Consider the following 16,770-nt stretch of genomic DNA (forward strand, 5'->3'; position numbering starts at 1 on the left):
GGGACGCAGCGCGGAGGGATTGGCGCGGATCCACCAGGACGGTGGCATCCATACCCGGGAAGGGGAGGGATGGCGGAACAACATACGGCCGAGTGCATGGAGCATGGCCGGCACCCACACTGGGCAGGACGCACAGGGGGAAGGCGGGATGCCGACAAGGACGTGACGATTGCCCGGTCCGCACAGGGATGTGTGACCGGGCAATTTTGTTTGGGGCTTTGGCGGGTTTCAACGTTTGCGGTGATCATGCGTAGCGACACGCCATGCGTGTCCTCGACCCACCCGAAGGAAGGCCACATGCTCACACGTCGCACGCTGTTGACCCACATCGCCGGTTCGCTGATCGCCGTCATGGCACTCCCGGCGTGGTCGGCGCCCGAGCCTGCCAGCCCCACCGATCTCAAGCCCGGCCAGTTCCTCTGGCACCCGGAAATCTCGCCCGCCGGGCCCATCGTGCTGGTGGTCAGCCTGGATGAGCAGCGTGCCTACGTGTACCGCAACGGCATTGCCATCGGCCTGAGCACGATCAGCTCGGGCAAGGCCGGGCATGAAACGCCGACCGGGGTGTTCACCATCCTGCAGAAGGACAAGGACCACAAATCCAACCTCTACAACAGCGCGCCCATGCCCTACATGCAGCGGCTGACCTGGGACGGCATCGCGCTGCACGGCGGCAACCTGCCCGGGCATCCCGCCTCGCACGGCTGCGTGCGCCTGCCCCAGGCCTTCGCGCAGAAGCTGTTCGGCGAAACCAAGCGTGGCGATACCGTGGTGGTGGCCGACGCCAAGAGCGCGCCGATGACGCTGGCCTACCCGGCGGTGCTGGCCCCGGTGAACAGCGTGGGCAAGACCCTGCTGGAAACCACCGGTGCGCCGGACCAGTATTGGAATGACAGCGCCGCACCCTCGGGCCAGGTGGGCATCCTGGTCAGCCTGCACGACCAGCGCCTGTACGTGCTGCGCGACGGCGTGCTGATCGGCGAATCGCGGCTGGAAGCCAAGGCGCTGCCGGCGTTCGAGGGCACCACGCTGTTTGTGATGCAGGACGGCTATTCGGACACCGCCAGCCCGCTGGATGCGACCCAGAAGCTGCACAAGTGGACCGCCTACCCGCTGCTGGGGCAGAGCGCCGGCAACGCCAGCCCGGACCTGCTGGCCACGCCCAGCCTGCCCATGGCGCTGCCGCCGTCCTTCGCCGCGCAGCTGTACAAGGTGCTGGTGCCAGGCACCACGCTGCTGGTGACCAGCCTGCCGGCGGTTCGCCCGGTGGCGGATGAACAGAACCTGCAGCCGGTCTTGGAATCCGACGCAGGCGGGGCCACCTTGTAAGGAGGCCCTGCCGGTATCGTGTTGATGCGTTCCCTTCCCGTTCTGATTGCCACCGTTGCCCTGTGCGGGCTGGCGCTGACCACGCCGGCCGACAGCGCCCGTGCGGCGACCACGCCGCCACCCCGCACGCTGCCGCCGGCCCAGCTGGCCGACATGCTGGCGCGCGCGGCGCCCAATGCGGACCGCAAGGTGCTGCAGCTGGCCGCCAACGCGATGACCTGCGCCCTGCGCCGGCCGGAGCTCGGCGTGGATCCGGGCCGCTTGAGCGTGATTGATTACTCGCGCCCGTCCACCGAACAGCGCATGTGGGTGTTCGACCTGGCCCACCAGAAGCTGCTGTTCGAGGAATGGGTCGCGCATGGCCGCAACAGCGGCGGCAACGCCACCGAACGCTTCTCCAACCGCGATGGCAGTTTCATGTCCAGCCTGGGCGCGTTCACCGCCAAGGAAACCTACATGGGCGGCAATGGCTATTCGCTGCGGCTGGAGGGACTGGAACCGGGCTTCAACGACAAGGCGCGCGACCGCGCCATCGTCATCCACGGTGCGCCGTACGTGAACCCCACCATCGCCCGGCTGCAGGGCCGGCTCGGCCGCAGCCTGGGCTGCCCGGCGGTACGCCTGACCGTGGCGCGGCCGCTGATCGACAGCCTGCGCGGTGGGGCGATGGTGTTCGCCTACTACCCGGACAAGGAGTGGCTGGCGCGCTCGCAGCTGCTGGAAGCGGACTGCGGCGGCAAGCCCGGCTGAGGCACAATGGCGGCATGTCGACCGCCACCGCATTGAGCGCTGCCACGCGCGTCATACCCAGCGTTGAATACCGCCGCGAACGCTGGCGCAATGGTCTTGGCTGGACCCGTGAAATCCTGCGCGTGCCCGACAGCGATGCGTGGCTGGTACGTTTGTCGATTGCCGAGATCGAACAGGATGCGGCGTTCTCGTCGTTCCCCGGCATCGACCGCGAACTGGTCCTGCTGCGCGGCGAAGGGCTGCGCCTGCGCTTTGCCGATGGCGCGCTGCATACGTTGCTGCCACCCCACGATCGCCTGCGCTTTGCCGGCGAAGCGGAGATCCATGGCGAGCTGGTGGATGGGCTCACCCATGATTTCAACCTGATGTGGCGGCGTGACCAGGTCGATGCCGAACTGCTGCACCGCCCGCTGGTGGGCAGCATGTTCTTCTTCACCGAGCCGGGCACGGCGTGGGCGATCCACCTGTTGGCGGGGCAGGCGGGGTTCGAGGGCGAGCCGGAACTGCCGCCGCTGCAGCAGGGCGACACCGCGTGGCTGGCGGCAGGACCGCGCAGGCGCTATGCGTTGCGTGGTGGTGGTGAGCTGCTCGCCATCCGCCTGGACCAGCGCGGTCAATAAACGTCGCGGCGGTAGCGGCCGGCGACGATCAGGGCTTCCTTGCCTTCGCGGCCCAGCGCCTGTTCGATCACCGCGTCCACTGCCGGGGCCATGCCCTGCAGGCTGCCGCAGACCAGGATCGTGGCGCCGTCGCGGACCCACTGGCGCAGGGTGTCCAGCTGCGCGAGCAGGCGGTCCTGCACGTAACGGTGCTCGCCGCCGTCGCGGCTGAACACCGTATCCAGCCGCGCGATCATGCTGTCACGCTGCCAGCGCTGCAGGTCTTCCTTGAAGTAGAAATCGTGCGCGGCGGTACGCTCGCCGAACAGCAGCCAGTTGCGACCGGCACCAAGGTCCACGCGTGCACGCAGGTGCGCGCGCAGCCCGGCAATGCCGGTGCCGTTGCCGATCAGGATCAGCGGTGCGTCCGGCGCGGGTGGGTGGAAATTCGGGTTGCCGCGGAAGCGCAGGTTGATGCGCCCACCCAGCGCCGCGTAATCGCACAGCCAGCCGCTGCCCAGCCCCGGCGTGCCATCCGGGCGCAGCAGCCGCCGCAACAGCAGCAGCACGTGGCCTTCGCCCGGCATGCTGGCAATGGAATATTCGCGGTGCGGCAACGGCTTGAGCGTGGCCACCAGTGCCGTGTCATCGGCCGGTACCGCATCGGGCAGCACCGGCAGGTGCGAGCGCGCCAGCCAATCGCGCAGCGGCTGCCCCTCGATCATCGCTGCGCCATCGCGTGCATGCGTGGCCAGCCAGGCATCGACCTCGACCGGACTGTGCTGCGGACCAATCTCCGCCACATCACCGGCCTGCCACGCCGGCAGCACGCCATCGGCCGGCACCAGGCTCACCCGCCACGTCGCCGCGCCGGGGCTGCCGGGGTTTTCCTGGCGGCGCGACTGCAGCTGCCAGGGCTGGTACTGCGCCGGCGCCCAGTCGGGCAGCTCGGTGGCGTTCCCGCCCAGCTGGCCCAGCAGCTGCTGCCAGTGGCGCAGGGCGGCCGGGTCGGCGTTGTCCACTTCCACCGTGTCGAACAGCGGGTGCGCGCCGTGCTGGCGCAGCCACGCATCGAGCTGGTGGCCGAACGCGCAGAAGTGCCCGTAGCTTCGGTCGCCCAGTGCCAGCGCACCGTAGTGCAACTGCGGCAGTGCCATGTCCTGCGGCATCACGCGGCGCAGGAAGGGCAGGGTGTGGTCGGGTGGATCGCCTTCGCCGGTGGTGCTGGCGATCAGCAGCACCCGGGTGGTCTGCTGCAGCAATGCGGCGTCCACCTGGTGCAGGCCGCGCACGCGCACCGGCACCCCGGCCGCGCGCAGGACCTCGGCGCTGCGCTCGCACAGCTGCTGGGCGAACCCGGTCTGGCTGGCCCAGACCAGCAGCGTCGGTGCTTCGCCGGCGGCGGCGCCAACATCGTCGCGGGTTCGGCCGCGCCACCACAGCAGCGCGCACAGCGCGGCGTAGGCGGTGAGGGTGCCTGCCGCCCAACGCCAATGCGAGGCCAGTGGCGCGGCCAACCACCAGTCTTCCTGCAGATGCAGGCGTAAGAGCAACCACGCCAGTACGGCCAGCAGGGCCGCCACCAGCACATTGCCCACTACCGCGCGCGACGGGCTGCCTTTCATGCAGCGGCATCCTGTTCGGTGAGCAGCGCGGTAAAGGCCGTGCTCAAGTGTTCTTCGATGCTCTGCGCAGTGCGGGTGATGAAGCGTGCGGCGAGCGCGTTGGCATTGGCGAACGCAAGCCCTTCCTGCGCGCCCATCACCGTCAATGCGGTGGCCCATCCATCGGCGTGCATGGCGTGCTGGGCGACCACGGTCACCGCGGCCGCCGTGCGGCTGACCGGCGCGCCCGCGCGTGGATCCAGCGTATGGCTGTAGTGCGTGCCATCCTCGACGAACTGGTGCCAGCGATCACCGGAGGTGGCAACGGCCAGGTCGTCCAACGCCAGCACGCGCGGCGGATGCGCGAGTTCTGCTTCTTCTTCTGGACCTGCTTCGACCAGGACACGCCACGGCTGCCCATCGGGCTTGCGCCCATAGCCGTGCAGCTCGCCGCCCACTTCCACCAGTGCCGCCGCAATGCCCTGGCTACGCAGCCAACGGCTCACCAGGTCCACCGCAAAGCCCTTGGCGATGGCCGAAAGATCCAGTTCCAGTCCACCCGGCTGCAGCAGGTGGCCGTCCTGCCAGTGCAGCCGCTGCCAACCGCAGCGTGCCTGCGTGGCCGCCAGCCGGGCAGCATCGGGAACGCGTTGGGCGTGTGCGTGCGCACCGAACCCCCACAGCGCGACCAGCGGGCCGACCGTGGGATCGAACGCCCCTTCGCTGCGCCGGGCGATATCGAGCGCGCAGTCGATCACCTCGGCGAACAGGCCGGGCAGCGGCAGCGACGTGCCGGCCGCTGCGCGGTTGAACGCGGCGATGTCGCTGGCCGCTTCCCAGGTGCTCATCTGCGCGACCACCGCGTCCAGCTGCGCCTGGATGCCCGCATGCAGCGGGTGCAGATCGCGGCCGGGCGTGGTGGTCAGTTTGACCTGCCAGGTGGTGCCCATGGTGTGGCCACCGAGGCTGGCGATGTCGTGCAGGGTGGACATGATTACAGCGGCAGCACTTCCAGCGTGGCGACGTAGTTCAGGCGGCGGGTCTTGGCCTGCTTGAGCGTGGTCTTCTTGTCTTCGCTGCTGGTTTCCAGCCAGTACATGCCGGCTTCGGGCCAGGTGACCGAGAACTCGCCCTTCTTGTCGCTGGTGACCTTGATCTCTTCCTGGGCGTTGCGGTAGCGCGTGCCGCCACGGGTGATCTCGAAGGCCAGGCCGGCGCGCGGCTTGCCGTCGACCAGCACGCGGAACCTGGCTTCTTCGCCGGCGGCCAGGTCGTTGGGGTGGCCCACGGCGACCAGCTCGATGCCCGACTTGGTCGGCGCCAGCGCGGTGCTGTTCGGGGTGCCGTTGGTGACGAAGGTTTCGATGCGGTTGACCGACTGGCTTACCTGCAGCTTCTTGGCCTTCTTCGGCACTTCGGTGGCGAAGGTCGCCACGGTGCCGCGCCAGCGCTTGGGCTTGCCGTCTTCTTCCCAGCTGGCCGACAGGCCGTTGTTGACCGAGGCCAGGCGGTAGGTTCCCTGCTGGGTCAGCTCGACATCGAACACGCTGCGGAACTTGCCGGTGGAGGCGTTCTGCGGCTGCACGGTGCTGCCGTCCGGTGCGGTGATGACCAGGCTTTCCAGGCGCAGCGGCACGTGGTTGAAGTAGAACAGGTCGTTGGACACCGCCGCATCGACGGTGATCCACGGATGGTCACCGGCGATCACGGTCTGCGAGGGCTGCAGCCAGGCCTTGTGGGCCAGGGCGGAGAACGGAAGGGCGGCGGCCAGGGCGGCGGCTAGGACGAGCGAGCGCTTCATCAACAACTCCATGTACAGGTTAAGGGTGCCCTCGACGGGGAGGGCAGTGGAACATCAGGGCTTGGACGACAGCGTGACCAGGCCCAGCTCGGTGCTGCCCTGGGCCTTGCCGGTCTGCGGCGCGGTGGCCGGCCAGGTGAAGGGAATCTTGACCAGCTCGCGACCGCCGACTTCGCGCACCGCTTCCACCACCAGCGTGTAGTTGCCCGGTGCCAGCGCCTTCAGCGCCGGCTGCCTGTCGGTGAACGACAGCGCGTGGGTGCCGGCCGGCTTGGTCGGCCCGGTCACGCCGTCCACCGGCACCTTCAGCTCGCGGCCGCTCTTGCGCCACCACTGGCGCAGGTCGGGCAGCCACTTGGTGCCATGGCCTTCGCTGTTGCCGGTCTGCTGGTACCAGACTGCCAGGTTGGCGGCGACCTTCTGGTCGGCCCCTTCCAGCCACACCGCCACATACGGGCGGTGGTACTCGGCCACGTTGAGCTTGGGCACCTCGACGTTGATGTCCAGGGTGGTGGCATAGGCCGGCGAGGTGGCCAGCAGGCCGCTCAGGGCGATGGTGAGGGTGACGCGCATGGGTGCGACTCCGGGAAGGGAAAGGGCGAAGGAAAGTCAGTGGATCAGGATCAGGGCGATCAGCAGCGGCACCATCAGGCCCAGGCCCACCAGCGGCCAGGTCATGCGGCGCTGGCGCGCATGCAGGTGCAGCAGGAACAGGCCGGTGATGCAGAACACCAGGCAGGCCACGGCGAACACATCCAGGAACCAGCCCCAGGCCGGGCCGGCATTGCGGCCCTTGTGCAGGTCGTTGAAGTAGGACACCCAGCCGCGCGAGGTGGCTTCGTACTCTACGGCGCCGCTTTCGCGGTCGATGCTCAACCAGGCGTCGCCGCCGGGGCTGGGCATGGAGAGATAGATTTCCTCGGAGGACCATTCGGCCGGGCGACGGCCGATGGAAATGCCCAGTTCGCGGTCCAGCCAGCGCACGGCCGGGCGCGGCACGGGGGCGTTGCCGTCGGTGCGGTCGCCGAGCTGGCCCAGCAGCTCGGCCGGCAGTTCCAGCTGGCGGTTCACCACCTGCGGCGTCGCCTCGATCTTCGCCGCATGGTTCAGCGTGATTCCCGTGGCGGCGAACAGCAGCATGCCGATCAGGCACACCGCCGAGCTGATCCAGTGCCACTGGTGCAGGGTGCGCAGCCAGAAGCCACGGCTCTGTTGCTGCTGCACGGCGGAAGGGGGAGCGCTGGTGGCCACGGTCACGGCAGGAAGACGAATAGCCAATTACACCATTGATGAGAATGGTTCGCAATTATTGGTCGCGCGATGACGGTCTGCGGCGTGTGCCGACCAACGGTCGGCACCTACCGGTGTGCGTGGGGTGCCCGCTGTGCGTGGGGCGCCCGGTGTGCGTGGGGTGCCCGGTGTGCGTGGGGCGCCCGGTGTGCCTGGGGCGCCCGGTGTGCGTGTGGCGCCCAGTGTGCGTGGGGCGCCCGGTGTGCGTGGGGTGCCCGGTGTGCGTGGGGTGCCCGGTGTGCCTGGGGCGCCCGGTGCGCCTGGGGCGCCCGGTGTGCGTGAGAGCCGGTAGCGCCCGACCGTTGGTCGGGCGGCGGCGCGCAGCGCCGGGACTTCAGAACGCCGCGTTCAACGAAATCCAGTAACTCCGACGCTGGTCCTTCGTCGCGTAATCATCCACGCAGTTGTACTCACTGTCGCTGATCAACACGCACGACTGCGAGACGAAGTCCTTGTCGAACAGGTTGTTGACCCGCGCGTTCACCGTCAGCCACTCGTTGATGTTCCAGCTGCCGCCCAGGTGGAAGATCGTGTAATCGTCGTAATACCGCACCTGCGACGAACTCACACCGGCCACGTTGCTCACCAGCGTGTCGCGGTACCGGTCATAGCGTCCTTCGCCAATCAACGACAGGCTCACCGCCTCACTGACCTGCCAGTTCAGGCTGGCATTGGCCATGTGCTTGGCGGGATTGCCGGCGATCGGTTGGCCGTTCGCGGCGCCGCTGGTCTGCTCGGACTTCGTATACGTGTAGTTGCCTCGCAGCTGCAGGTTCTGCAGCAGGTCCACATGCGCCGCCGCTTCAATGCCCCGCGTTTCAGCCGTATCGATGTTCACGCTCTGGCTGAAGGTGCTGTAGCCCAGCGCCGCCCAGCCCGGGCCCACGTCCACGCAGTAGCCGCCGCCAACCGGTGCCACTTCGCAGTTCGGGAAGGTGCCGCCGCTGGCGATCTTGTCGTCGAACTTGTTGAGGAAGCCGGTGACGTTGAAGCCCCAGCGCTCGCCCTCGTAGTACGAGGCGATTTCATAGTTCGTGCTGGTCTCCGGCTGCAGGTTGGGCGACCCCACCAGCGGCAGCACGCCTTGGCCGCCGAACCCGGTGACGCCGGGGAACAGCTGGTCCGGGCGCGGGGTCTTGTAGCCGGTGCTCACGCCACCCTTGAAGGTCCAGGCGTCGCTGGCGTTCCACACCAGGTAGGCGCGCGGGCTGAGGTGGCTACCGAAGATGTTGTGGTCGTCATAACGCACGCCCAAGGTGGCGGTGAGCGCGTCGGTGAGTGCCCAGTTGTCCTCGGCGAACACCGACCACATGCGGTGCTTCTGCTTGACGTTGTCGCGGTAGCCGGCGCCGTCCATGCCGAACACGCCGTCGATCATGTCGGTGTCGGTGTACTGGCCGCCCAAGGTCAGCTTGTGCGCGTCGAAACTCATGTCCAGCATGGTGTCCAGCACGTAGCCTTCCAGCTCCATGGTGCGCAGCGGGCGTGGCAGGAATGCTTCCAGGCGTGCCATCTCGGCGGGGTTCAGCGCGGCGAGACCGTTACGGGCGCCGGCGGCGCAGTTGTTGGCCGCGCCGGTGCGGCGGCACACGTCGTTCCACAGCGTCTGCAGGTCGGCCCGTTCGTCCAGGGTCAGCGGCAGCGAACGCCCCAGGTTGTTGCTCTTGGTGTGGGTCAGCGTGGTCTGCCAGGTACCGAATGCATAACGGCCCTGGTGGGTCAGTGCCAGCTGGTCGCGCTCGTAGCGCTGGTAGGCGGTATAGCCCACGCGCGGTTGCACCACGCGGCGGGTGACCGTGCCGTTGCCGTTCGGGTTGGGGATGGTGGCATTGCCGACTCGCCACAGGCTGGCCAAGCTGTCCAGCGTGCCGGTCTGGCCTTCGCTGTTGTCGTACTTCTGGCGCGAGACGTCGTAGTCCAGCGACAGGTCGTGGTCGTCGTTGATCGACCAACTCAGGCGCACGCCGGTGTTCCAGTTGGTGTTGGCCACCGCCTTGCCACCACCGCCGAAGCCGATGCTGCGTTCCCACAGCGTGCCGTCGGGCAGGGTCAGTGCTTCCCATTCCGGGTTGGAGGCCTTGGCATCGTAGTAACTCCCGCGCACGGCTACGTCCAACCGTTCCTTCACCAGCGGGCCGGTGAGGTACACGTCGGTGGTGCGTGCATCGCCGAACTGGTCGTCCTGCTGCACGGTGAAGCCCTGGGTGACCGAGCCGTGCCAGCTGTCCTGGTTGCGCCGGGTGATGATGTTGATGACGCCGCCCATGGCATCGGAGCCGTACAGCGTGGACATAGGGCCGCGCACGACTTCGATGCGCTCGATCGCATCCAGCGGCGGCAGGTAGGCGAACTGGCCGCCGCCGAAGTTGTTGGGGTACAGCTGGCCCACGTTGCTCTGGCGGCGGCCGTCGATCAGCACCAGCGTGTACTCGGACGGCATGCCGCGCATGGAAATGGTGGCGCGGCCGTTCTTGTCGGTGGTTTCCATGCCTACGTCGATGCCTTCCACGTCGCGCAGCGCATCGACCAGGCTGGTGTACGGGCGCTTGGCCAGCTCCTCACGGCTGACCACGCTGATGCTGGCCGGGGCGTCGGTGATCTTCTGTTCGAAGCCCGAGGCGGTGACCACCACCTGGTCCAGGGTCTTCGGGTCGCCCGCGACATCGCCGGCGGCGAAGGCGGGGGCGCTGAGCGCGCCCAGCAGGGCAACGCTCAACGAGCAGCGGGACAGGGACGTGCGACGACGATGGCGCTGGGCCATGGGAAGTACCTCGAAAAGGATGCAAACGCGGGAACGCCGTGGCCGGCGGCCGCAGCGCAATCGAAAAATCGTCAGGGGGCCTGCAGTGCAGGCAGCAGCGGCGCCCGGCGGCGGTCGTGCAGGCGCAGCGACGCGGACGCGGGCGGGATCAGCCCTGCGGGGGCGCCTGGCCGCGCTGGACGCGCAACCCGGGGGCCGCCGGCAGCGGCGTTGCCGGGGCGGAATCAATGGTGGGGACGACCTGCGGCGGCAGCTCGGCCAGGGTGGCCATCAGTGCATCCAGTGAATCGGTCAGCGGCGGCTGTGGCAGGCGCGGCGGTGTGGCCGCCGGGCGGGCACTGGCCATCCGGCGTGGCTTGGCCGGGGCTTCTTCCTGCAGGCGATTCTCGCCGCCGGGACGTTCTTCGGCGGGCTGCTGCAGCACCAGCGAGGCGGTGCCGGGCAGGCGCTGTTCCAGCAGCGGCAGCGCGCCCAGCAGCATCGAGAGCAGGGCCAGCCACGCCAACACCGTCGCCAACGCCGGGCGCTGCCCGCGCATGGCGGGGGCAAAGCTGCGGTGGCGGTGGGGGTGGCGCAAGGTGATATCCCTGTCGGAGCACGCCAGCAGGTCTGGCGCCGCGGGGATTGTAGAGAGCGGTTGTAACAAACGCAAATGGGAATGATTTACAGCGTCAGGTCTCGCTCCAGCGACGCAACAGGTTGTGATACACGCCGGTCAACTGCAGCACCGCCCCCGGATCGCCACCGGTCACGCGCAGCGTCTCGATCGCGCCATCCATCTCCAGCAGCATCCGCCGTGCGCCATCGTCGCGGACCATGCTCTGTACCCAGAAGAACGACGCCAGCCGTGCGCCCTGCGTGACCGGGTTGACCTTGTGCAAGCTGCTGGACGGGTACAGCACCAGGTCGCCGGCCGGCAGTTTCACCTCATGCTCGCCGTAGGTATCACTGATGACCAGTTCGCCCCCTTCGTAGTCCTCCGGCGCATTGAGGAACAACGTGCATGACACGTCCGAGCGCAGGTGGCTGCGCACGCCCTGGTTGTCGGTGATCATTACCGCGCCATCCACATGGAAGCCATACTCGCCACCGCCCTGGTAGCGGTTGAAGCGCGGCGGCAGGATGCGCAGCGGCAGTGCGGCGGCGAAGAACAGCGGGTGCCGTTCCAGCGCCGCCAGCACGATCCTGCCCAGCTCGGCCTTCAGCGGTGAGGCGTCAGGCAACTGCTGGTTGCGCTTGACCTGCGCGCCCTGCACGCCCACGGTCTCGCGGCCGTCGGCCCAGTCTGCCGCGGCAAGCGCGCGCTGCAGGTGGGCCAGTTCGTCGGCGGTGAGGACATCGGGAACGTGCAGGAGCATGGCAGGGTCCTTGGTGGATCAGAAGCGGAAGTCCGCGCTGAACAGCACGCTGCGCGGGGCGCCCGGGGTGTAACGGTAGCCGCTCTTGTTGATCGCGGCCACATAGTCCTTGTCGAACAGGTTGTAGGCGTTCAATCGCAGCACCAGGTGCTCGTTGATTTCATACGAGGCCACTGCGTCGTACACCGTGTACGACTTGGTGAACGCCGGCGTGCCCACCGCGCCATCGGTACCGCGGTGCATGCGGCCGGCGTAACGCACGCCACCGCCCACGGTCAGGCCGAACGGGAAGGTGTAGCTGGTCCAGCTGGTGAAGGTCGCGCCCGGGGTGTAGGTCAGGTTGCGGGTGCCATCGGCGGCCACGTTGGCGCCTTCCTCGACTTCGGTATCCAGGTGGCTGTAGCCGGCCGACAGCGACCAGTTGTCGGTGATGCGGCCCACGGTGGAGACCTCGATGCCCTGCACCGACTTCTTGCCGGTCTGGGTCGGGTTGCCGGCATCGTCGAGCACCTGGGTGTTGATCTCGTTGCTGACTTCGGTCTTGAACAGCGCGACGTTGAAGGCCAGTGCATCGTCGAGGAAGGCCCATTTGGTGCCCACTTCAAGCGTCTTGGCCTTCTGCGGGTCCAGGCTGGGGTTGTCGGCGCTGCTGGCCGAGCTGCTCAGCTGGAAGTTGCTGCCGCCCGGGGGCTGCTGGGACAGCGCGTAGTTGCCGTACAGGCTGACGATGTCGCCGACCTTGTACACGGCGCCCAGTTTCCAGTTGAGCAGGGTGTCGGAATGCTCCAGCGACGGAGTGGGAATCACCGTGCCCACCGGGTTGCTGCCGCACGCCGGGCCGCGCCCGCCGCACACCACCGCGCTCTGGTACTCGGTCTTGTAATGGTCCGCACGCAGGCCGGCGGTGACCAGGAAGCTGTCGGTGAAGTTCAGCGTATCGAACAGGTACACCGACGAGGTGGTGGTCTTGCCACGGCTGTCGGCACCGTTGTGTGCCCAGGTCAGGCCGGTGGCGTTCCAGTCCGGGTTGTACAGGTTGGCCGGCGACCAGGTGGTGCCGTTGGTGGCCGCCTGCCCGAAGCTCTTGAGTTCTTCGCGGGTGAACTCCACGCCGGTACTGAGGTTGTGCACGATGGCACCGGTGCTGACGTCCGCGCGCAGGTTGAGCTGGTCGGTGAGGATGGTGTTCTGCTGGTCCTTGAAGGTCGGCAGGCTGCGCGCGATGGTGTAGGTGTCCAGGTTGTTGCGGTCGGTGTAGCGGATGTTGCCGGTCGGCGCACCGTTGGCGCCGCGCGTGCCGGTGCCCATGAAGGCGGTGAGCATGTAGTCCTGGTCGGTACGGCCCCAGCGTGCGGTGTTGGTCAGGCGCACGCTGTCGTTGAAGTCATGTTCGATGCGGAAGGTGGCCATCTTCGCGGTGACGTCGTCATGGTCGGCGCGGGTGCCGTAGAAGTTCTCCGGGTTCACCGGATGGCCAGCCAGCGGTTCCAGCGTGGGCTGCGGCGTCCAGCCGGGCAGGCCCAGGGTCGGCACGCCGCCGTCGGGCACGTTCTGCTGGTCCACATAGAGCAGGTTGAGGATATAGCGGGTGTTGGTGCCCAGACCGAATGCCAGCGACGGCGCGATGCCCCAGCGCGAGTTGTTCACGTGGTCGCGGCTGGGCTGGTCGCTGTCCTGCCACATGGCATTCAGGCGCAGTGCGCTGGTGGCGCCGAGGGACTGGTTCCAGTCGGCCGACGCGCGCTGCTGGCTGTCGCTGCCGACCGACACGGTGCCGGTCACCGCGTCATGCAGGTTGGCCTGCTTGCTCACCATGTTGATCGAACCGGTGGGCGCGGAGCGGCCGTTGTCGGTGCCGGCCGGGCCCTTGGACACTTCCACCTGCTCGGTGTTGAACACATCGCGCGAGATCGAGCCGACATCGCGCACGCCGTCCACGAAGATGCTGCTGGAGGTATCGAACCCACGCATGAAGATGCTGTCGCCGGTGTTGGTGTTGCCGTTCTCGCCGACGTAGAACGTACCCACGCCCGGGCTGTTGCGAAGCGCATCGGTCAGCGTGGTCGCGCCCTGCTGGGTGAACAGGTCGCGGCTGATGATCTGGATGGTCTGCGGCGTGTCCTGCAGGGACTGGGTGAACTTGGGCGATGCGACCTTGTCGACCTTGAAGCCGCGGGCGGCCTGCACCTGCACCTGGTCCAGCGTGCGCGGGGAGTCACTGGCCGACTCGGCCTGGGCGGCCACCGGCAGCATGGCCAGGCTGAGGCCGGTGACGAGGCTGGCGGTGGCCAGGCTGGCGGCACTGCGGGCGGGGGAGGAATGCTTGCGGCTCTTGATCATGGTGGTGATGGACCTGGAAACGGGAAGAGGAATGCCATCGAGCGCGCACGGGTGGGGCGCGCACGCAGGGGCATGGACGGTCGAGCGAAAGAGATGCGATGTGCAGGGGGCGTTGGGCGCCCTGCGTGGCGAGGTGCCTGGGCAGCAGCGGTCAGGCGCGCGCGGGCGGCGCCTGCGACAGATGCGAACGCAGTGGGCGCGATCGGATCGCCGGCATGGCCCACGCGGCGGGTGACGCTGCGGTGCGCGTGCCTGCCATGCACGACGGAAGCGACGTGGCACGTTCGGCAGGGTCGGGGCGGCCGTTCTCGGCTTCCTTTTCCGCTGCGGCGCAGGCGTGGACGGCGACCGGGGCGCGGTCTGGTGCAGGTATGCCGGACACCTGCAGCGATTCGCCAGCGGCCATCGCGGCCACCGTTCGCGCACGATCCATCGAACCCAGCGAAGTGCCCAGTCCGGCCACGACGGCCAGCAGGCAGAACAGCACCGCCGCGGTCAGCAGCAATGGGGTCGAGCAGCGGTTGGCGGTGGCATCACTGGCGGCAGCCATGAGGCGGTAGTCGGTCAGGCCGGGAAGGCGAATACCGATAAATTAACAGAAACGATAATGATTCGCATCCGCCGCCGTGCGGCGGGCATCACAGAACCGGCCAGGGGCCGATTCAAGTTTTCTATCGGCTCGGTGAGACTCAGTCGCGGTCGTCGCGGGTCCAGACGCCGTCAAACTCGCGCTTCACCGGGAACTTCGGCACCGCCGTATAGGCCGGGGCGCACAGGGCACGGCCATCGCGCACGTCAAAACGTGCGCTGTGGAGCACGCATTCGATGCTGCCTTCCTCGGTATCGAACGTGCCCGAGGACAGTTCGAATTCCTCGTGCGTGCACTGGTCTTCCAGGGCGAACAGCTCCCCGTCCAGGTTGAACACCACGATCGGCGTGCCGGTAACCTCGTCGAAGGTGCTCTTCATCTCGCCCGGCAGCAGTTCGGCCGTGGCGCAGACGAAGGTCCAGGTCTCGCTCATGCGAGGGCCGCCAGTGGCTTTTCCAGGATCTCGAAGCGCAGGTCGTCGCGCTTGGGAATGCCGAAGCGCTCATCCCCGTACGGGAACGGTTTCTTGATGCCGGTGCGCTGGTAGCCACGGCGCTCGTAGAACGCGATCAGCTCATCGCGGATGTCGATCACCGTCATCTGCATCACCGGCACGCCCCATTCGCGCGCGGCGTGGGCTTCGGCCGCGTCCATGACCTGCTTGCCGATGCCGCCGCCCTGCTGGGCCGGGTCCACCGAAAACATGCCGAAGTAGCCCTTGCCGTGGTCGTCGGCCACGTGCGCGCAGGCCAGCAGTTGGCCGTCGCGTTCGGCCAGCAGGACGGTGCTGCGCGGGCGCTCGATATCGGCTTGCAGGCCGGTTGCGTCAATGCGCGCGCCGTCGAGCATGTCCGCTTCGGTGGTCCAGCCGGCGCGGCTGGCGTCGCCGCGGTAGGCCGAGGTGACCAGGGTGATCAGGGCGGGAATGTCGGCCAGCGTGGCCGGACGGAAGGTCAGGGTGCTCATGCCGTCATTCTAGAGCGGGGCGCCGGTGGCGGGTAGCAGTGGCGCTGCCTATGTAATGCCGCTTTTTGATAGGAACGGTGCGTTGGCCGTGCGAATCGGGCACTGGCAGGATCGTGCGGCTATGAAGTCCACTTTCCTGTCCTGCGTGTTTCTGTTGGCGCTGCCCGGCTGCGGCGAAGGGCCCCCGACGGACGACCGTTACCTGTCGCCCCGCCAGTTGGCCGTGGTGACCGCCGCCGCCAAGGATGACGACCTGGTGGCGATCAAGCGGCTCATCGCGCACTACGAAGCCACCCCCGGCAACGACGTGCCGGCCGCGCGCTGGCGGCAGCGCGCGCGCGACCTGGGCGATGTCCAGGAGCTCTACTACCAGGCGGCGTCGTGTTTCGCTTCCGCGCGGGTGGCGGAGAGTGCCGAGGTGCGCTTCCGTCTGCTGGCCGAAGCCCAGGACGCGGCCAAACGCGCCTACGAGCGCGCGCCGGAGCATGGCAACCTGCTGCTGGTCGAACAGATCGAGCGCGAGATGCGCACGGCGCTGACCGAATAGCACGCCTGCGCGGGCGCTCAGCGGATGAAGAACTCCACCGGGAACGACAGTTCCACCGGTGCCGGCCGGTCGTCGGGCACGGCCGGCAACGGCGCGGCCCGGCGGAAGGTATCCAGCGCGGCCTGGTCCAGCATCGCGTAGCCCGAACTCTGCTCCACCGCCAGCGCAAGCAGCTGGCCATCGCGGGCCAGGCTCACCCGCACCTGCACGGCGCCCTCATGGCGGCGCGCCCGCGCGGCGTGGGGGTAACGACGGAAGCGTTCCAGCCGCGCCATGACCCGGCCTTCCCAGCTGTCGCGGCCGGGCGTGGTCTCGCTGGGGCCGGGCGGCAGCGGTGGGCTGGGCGGCGAGGCGGCAACCGAGGCCTGCTGCTGCAGGGGCGCCGGCGAATCCGGCTTGGGCTGCGGCGGGGTCGGTGGCGGGATCACCCAGTGGGCCGTCTCGCGCGGCGGCGTCGTGGGCCGGTCGCGCGGTGGTTCGGGCTTTTGCTGTTGGAGCGTGGCGGCCGTGCTGGGGGTGGGCGCGACGATGTCTTCCAATGGTACTTCCGGCGCCCGCGGCGGCAGCAGCACCAACTGGGTGCGGTCGGCTTGCGGGGGCGGCAGCACCGGCGTGCTGGCAACGTGGGTCCAGAGCAGCAGCGCGATGACGGCAGCGTGGGCCAGCACGGTCAGGCTGCCAGCGAGCGTGCGCGCATGGCGTTCGGTGAACGAGGCGCGTGCCCGCGCACGGCCCGGAGCACCCTGGTGTGGGCCCTGCAGGTAAGCGTGCAGCGGTGGGGTGCTCGCGGCACTGGGGGCGACCGACGACATTCAGTGGCATTAATGAGAAGGGTT

17 protein-coding genes are annotated in these 16,770 nt (G+C 68.3%); 4 read left to right on the forward strand and 13 right to left on the reverse strand.

Going from position 1 to position 16,770, the window contains the following annotated elements; translation table 11 throughout:
- Positions 1-297 precede the first annotated feature (297 nt).
- The 3 genes from ACQG3P_RS02645 to ACQG3P_RS02655 are packed head-to-tail and all read left to right on the forward strand — an operon-like array spanning position 298 to position 2,699.
- Positions 298-1,329, forward strand: a complete 1,032-nt coding sequence (locus tag ACQG3P_RS02645) for a L,D-transpeptidase (RefSeq protein ID WP_426804108.1) — start codon at positions 298-300, stop codon at positions 1,327-1,329.
- Between the two features lie 24 nt (positions 1,330-1,353).
- Positions 1,354-2,079: a murein L,D-transpeptidase catalytic domain family protein gene (locus tag ACQG3P_RS02650; protein WP_426804109.1), complete on the forward strand. Its 726-nt coding sequence runs from the start codon at positions 1,354-1,356 to the stop codon at positions 2,077-2,079.
- A 14-nt stretch (positions 2,080-2,093) separates the two neighbouring features.
- On the forward strand, positions 2,094-2,699 hold the full coding sequence (locus ACQG3P_RS02655; protein WP_426804110.1) for a HutD/Ves family protein: 606 nt from the start codon (positions 2,094-2,096) through the stop codon (positions 2,697-2,699).
- Here the strand turns inward: ACQG3P_RS02655 and ACQG3P_RS02660 are convergent.
- The 12 genes from ACQG3P_RS02660 to ACQG3P_RS02715 all read right to left on the reverse strand — a co-directional run bounded on the left by ACQG3P_RS02660 (position 2,693) and on the right by ACQG3P_RS02715 (position 15,387).
- Positions 2,693-4,303 carry a sulfite reductase subunit alpha gene (locus ACQG3P_RS02660; protein WP_426804111.1) on the reverse strand — a complete coding sequence of 537 codons (1,611 nt, stop codon included), beginning with the start codon at positions 4,301-4,303 and terminating at the stop codon, positions 2,693-2,695. The two genes, ACQG3P_RS02655 and ACQG3P_RS02660, sit on opposite strands and share 7 nt — an antisense overlap.
- The gene (locus ACQG3P_RS02665; protein ID WP_426804235.1) at positions 4,300-5,277 is read right to left on the reverse strand and encodes an FAD:protein FMN transferase; all 978 of its coding nucleotides are present in this window, start codon (positions 5,275-5,277) and stop codon (positions 4,300-4,302) included. Before ACQG3P_RS02665 ends, ACQG3P_RS02660 begins: the two co-directional genes overlap by 4 nt.
- Positions 5,277-6,083, reverse strand: a complete 807-nt coding sequence (locus ACQG3P_RS02670) for a DUF4198 domain-containing protein (RefSeq protein ID WP_068849875.1) — start codon at positions 6,081-6,083, stop codon at positions 5,277-5,279. Before ACQG3P_RS02670 ends, ACQG3P_RS02665 begins: the two co-directional genes overlap by 1 nt.
- Before the next feature lie 54 nt (positions 6,084-6,137).
- On the reverse strand, positions 6,138-6,656 hold the full coding sequence (locus ACQG3P_RS02675) for a DUF2271 domain-containing protein (protein ID WP_068849877.1): 519 nt from the start codon (positions 6,654-6,656) through the stop codon (positions 6,138-6,140).
- Positions 6,657-6,692: 36 nt separating this feature from the next.
- Positions 6,693-7,334 carry a PepSY-associated TM helix domain-containing protein gene (locus tag ACQG3P_RS02680; protein WP_426804236.1) on the reverse strand — a complete coding sequence of 214 codons (642 nt, stop codon included), beginning with the start codon at positions 7,332-7,334 and terminating at the stop codon, positions 6,693-6,695.
- A 373-nt stretch (positions 7,335-7,707) separates the two neighbouring features.
- Positions 7,708-10,134 (reverse strand): TonB-dependent receptor domain-containing protein, encoded by a 2,427-nt coding sequence (locus ACQG3P_RS02685; RefSeq protein WP_426804112.1) that lies wholly within the window; start codon positions 10,132-10,134, stop codon positions 7,708-7,710.
- A 148-nt stretch (positions 10,135-10,282) separates the two neighbouring features.
- A complete protein-coding gene (locus tag ACQG3P_RS02690) occupies positions 10,283-10,711 on the reverse strand; it encodes a hypothetical protein (protein ID WP_426804113.1) in 429 nt (142 codons plus the stop codon).
- A gap of 94 nt (positions 10,712-10,805) precedes the next feature.
- Positions 10,806-11,492 (reverse strand): Fe2+-dependent dioxygenase, encoded by a 687-nt coding sequence (locus ACQG3P_RS02695; protein WP_426804114.1) that lies wholly within the window; start codon positions 11,490-11,492, stop codon positions 10,806-10,808.
- Positions 11,493-11,510: 18 nt separating this feature from the next.
- Complete coding sequence (locus tag ACQG3P_RS02700; protein WP_426804237.1) at positions 11,511-13,841, reverse strand: catecholate siderophore receptor Fiu; 2,331 nt, start codon at positions 13,839-13,841, stop codon at positions 11,511-11,513.
- A 142-nt stretch (positions 13,842-13,983) separates the two neighbouring features.
- On the reverse strand, positions 13,984-14,382 hold the full coding sequence (locus tag ACQG3P_RS02705) for a hypothetical protein (RefSeq protein WP_426804115.1): 399 nt from the start codon (positions 14,380-14,382) through the stop codon (positions 13,984-13,986).
- 139 nt (positions 14,383-14,521) lie between these two features.
- Positions 14,522-14,854: a non-heme iron oxygenase ferredoxin subunit gene (locus ACQG3P_RS02710; RefSeq protein ID WP_068849893.1), complete on the reverse strand. Its 333-nt coding sequence runs from the start codon at positions 14,852-14,854 to the stop codon at positions 14,522-14,524.
- Positions 14,851-15,387, reverse strand: a complete 537-nt coding sequence (locus ACQG3P_RS02715) for a GNAT family N-acetyltransferase (protein ID WP_426804116.1) — start codon at positions 15,385-15,387, stop codon at positions 14,851-14,853. The genes ACQG3P_RS02710 and ACQG3P_RS02715 overlap by 4 nt, the downstream gene beginning before the upstream one ends.
- Positions 15,388-15,508: 121 nt before the next feature.
- On the opposite strand from ACQG3P_RS02715, the gene ACQG3P_RS02720 reads away from it, so the two are divergent.
- Positions 15,509-15,934: a hypothetical protein gene (locus tag ACQG3P_RS02720; RefSeq protein WP_426804117.1), complete on the forward strand. Its 426-nt coding sequence runs from the start codon at positions 15,509-15,511 to the stop codon at positions 15,932-15,934.
- Positions 15,935-15,951: 17 nt separating this feature from the next.
- On the opposite strand, the gene ACQG3P_RS02725 is transcribed toward ACQG3P_RS02720, so the two are convergent.
- Positions 15,952-16,746: an energy transducer TonB gene (locus ACQG3P_RS02725; protein WP_426804118.1), complete on the reverse strand. Its 795-nt coding sequence runs from the start codon at positions 16,744-16,746 to the stop codon at positions 15,952-15,954.
- Positions 16,747-16,770: the final 24 nt, after the last annotated feature.

Origin of the sequence: Stenotrophomonas sp. SrG (genome assembly GCF_050031795.1) — a bacterium.
Taxonomy (GTDB): domain Bacteria; phylum Pseudomonadota; class Gammaproteobacteria; order Xanthomonadales; family Xanthomonadaceae; genus Stenotrophomonas; species Stenotrophomonas rhizophila_A.

Coding starts and splice junctions, on each gene's coding strand:
- ACQG3P_RS02695 (WP_426804114.1), bottom strand. CDS start 11,492: ATGCTCCTGCACGTTCCCGATGTCCTCACCGCCGACGAACTGGCCCAC.
- ACQG3P_RS02715 (WP_426804116.1), bottom strand. CDS start 15,387: ATGAGCACCCTGACCTTCCGTCCGGCCACGCTGGCCGACATTCCCGCC.
- ACQG3P_RS02685 (WP_426804112.1), bottom strand. CDS start 10,134: ATGGCCCAGCGCCATCGTCGTCGCACGTCCCTGTCCCGCTGCTCGTTG.
- ACQG3P_RS02725 (WP_426804118.1), bottom strand. CDS start 16,746: ATGTCGTCGGTCGCCCCCAGTGCCGCGAGCACCCCACCGCTGCACGCT.
- ACQG3P_RS02705 (WP_426804115.1), bottom strand. CDS start 14,382: ATGGCTGCCGCCAGTGATGCCACCGCCAACCGCTGCTCGACCCCATTG.
- ACQG3P_RS02650 (WP_426804109.1), top strand. CDS start 1,354: ATGCGTTCCCTTCCCGTTCTGATTGCCACCGTTGCCCTGTGCGGGCTG.
- ACQG3P_RS02645 (WP_426804108.1), top strand. CDS start 298: ATGCTCACACGTCGCACGCTGTTGACCCACATCGCCGGTTCGCTGATC.
- ACQG3P_RS02660 (WP_426804111.1), bottom strand. CDS start 4,303: ATGAAAGGCAGCCCGTCGCGCGCGGTAGTGGGCAATGTGCTGGTGGCG.
- ACQG3P_RS02710 (WP_068849893.1), bottom strand. CDS start 14,854: ATGAGCGAGACCTGGACCTTCGTCTGCGCCACGGCCGAACTGCTGCCG.
- ACQG3P_RS02670 (WP_068849875.1), bottom strand. CDS start 6,083: ATGAAGCGCTCGCTCGTCCTAGCCGCCGCCCTGGCCGCCGCCCTTCCG.
- ACQG3P_RS02720 (WP_426804117.1), top strand. CDS start 15,509: ATGAAGTCCACTTTCCTGTCCTGCGTGTTTCTGTTGGCGCTGCCCGGC.
- ACQG3P_RS02675 (WP_068849877.1), bottom strand. CDS start 6,656: ATGCGCGTCACCCTCACCATCGCCCTGAGCGGCCTGCTGGCCACCTCG.
- ACQG3P_RS02655 (WP_426804110.1), top strand. CDS start 2,094: ATGTCGACCGCCACCGCATTGAGCGCTGCCACGCGCGTCATACCCAGC.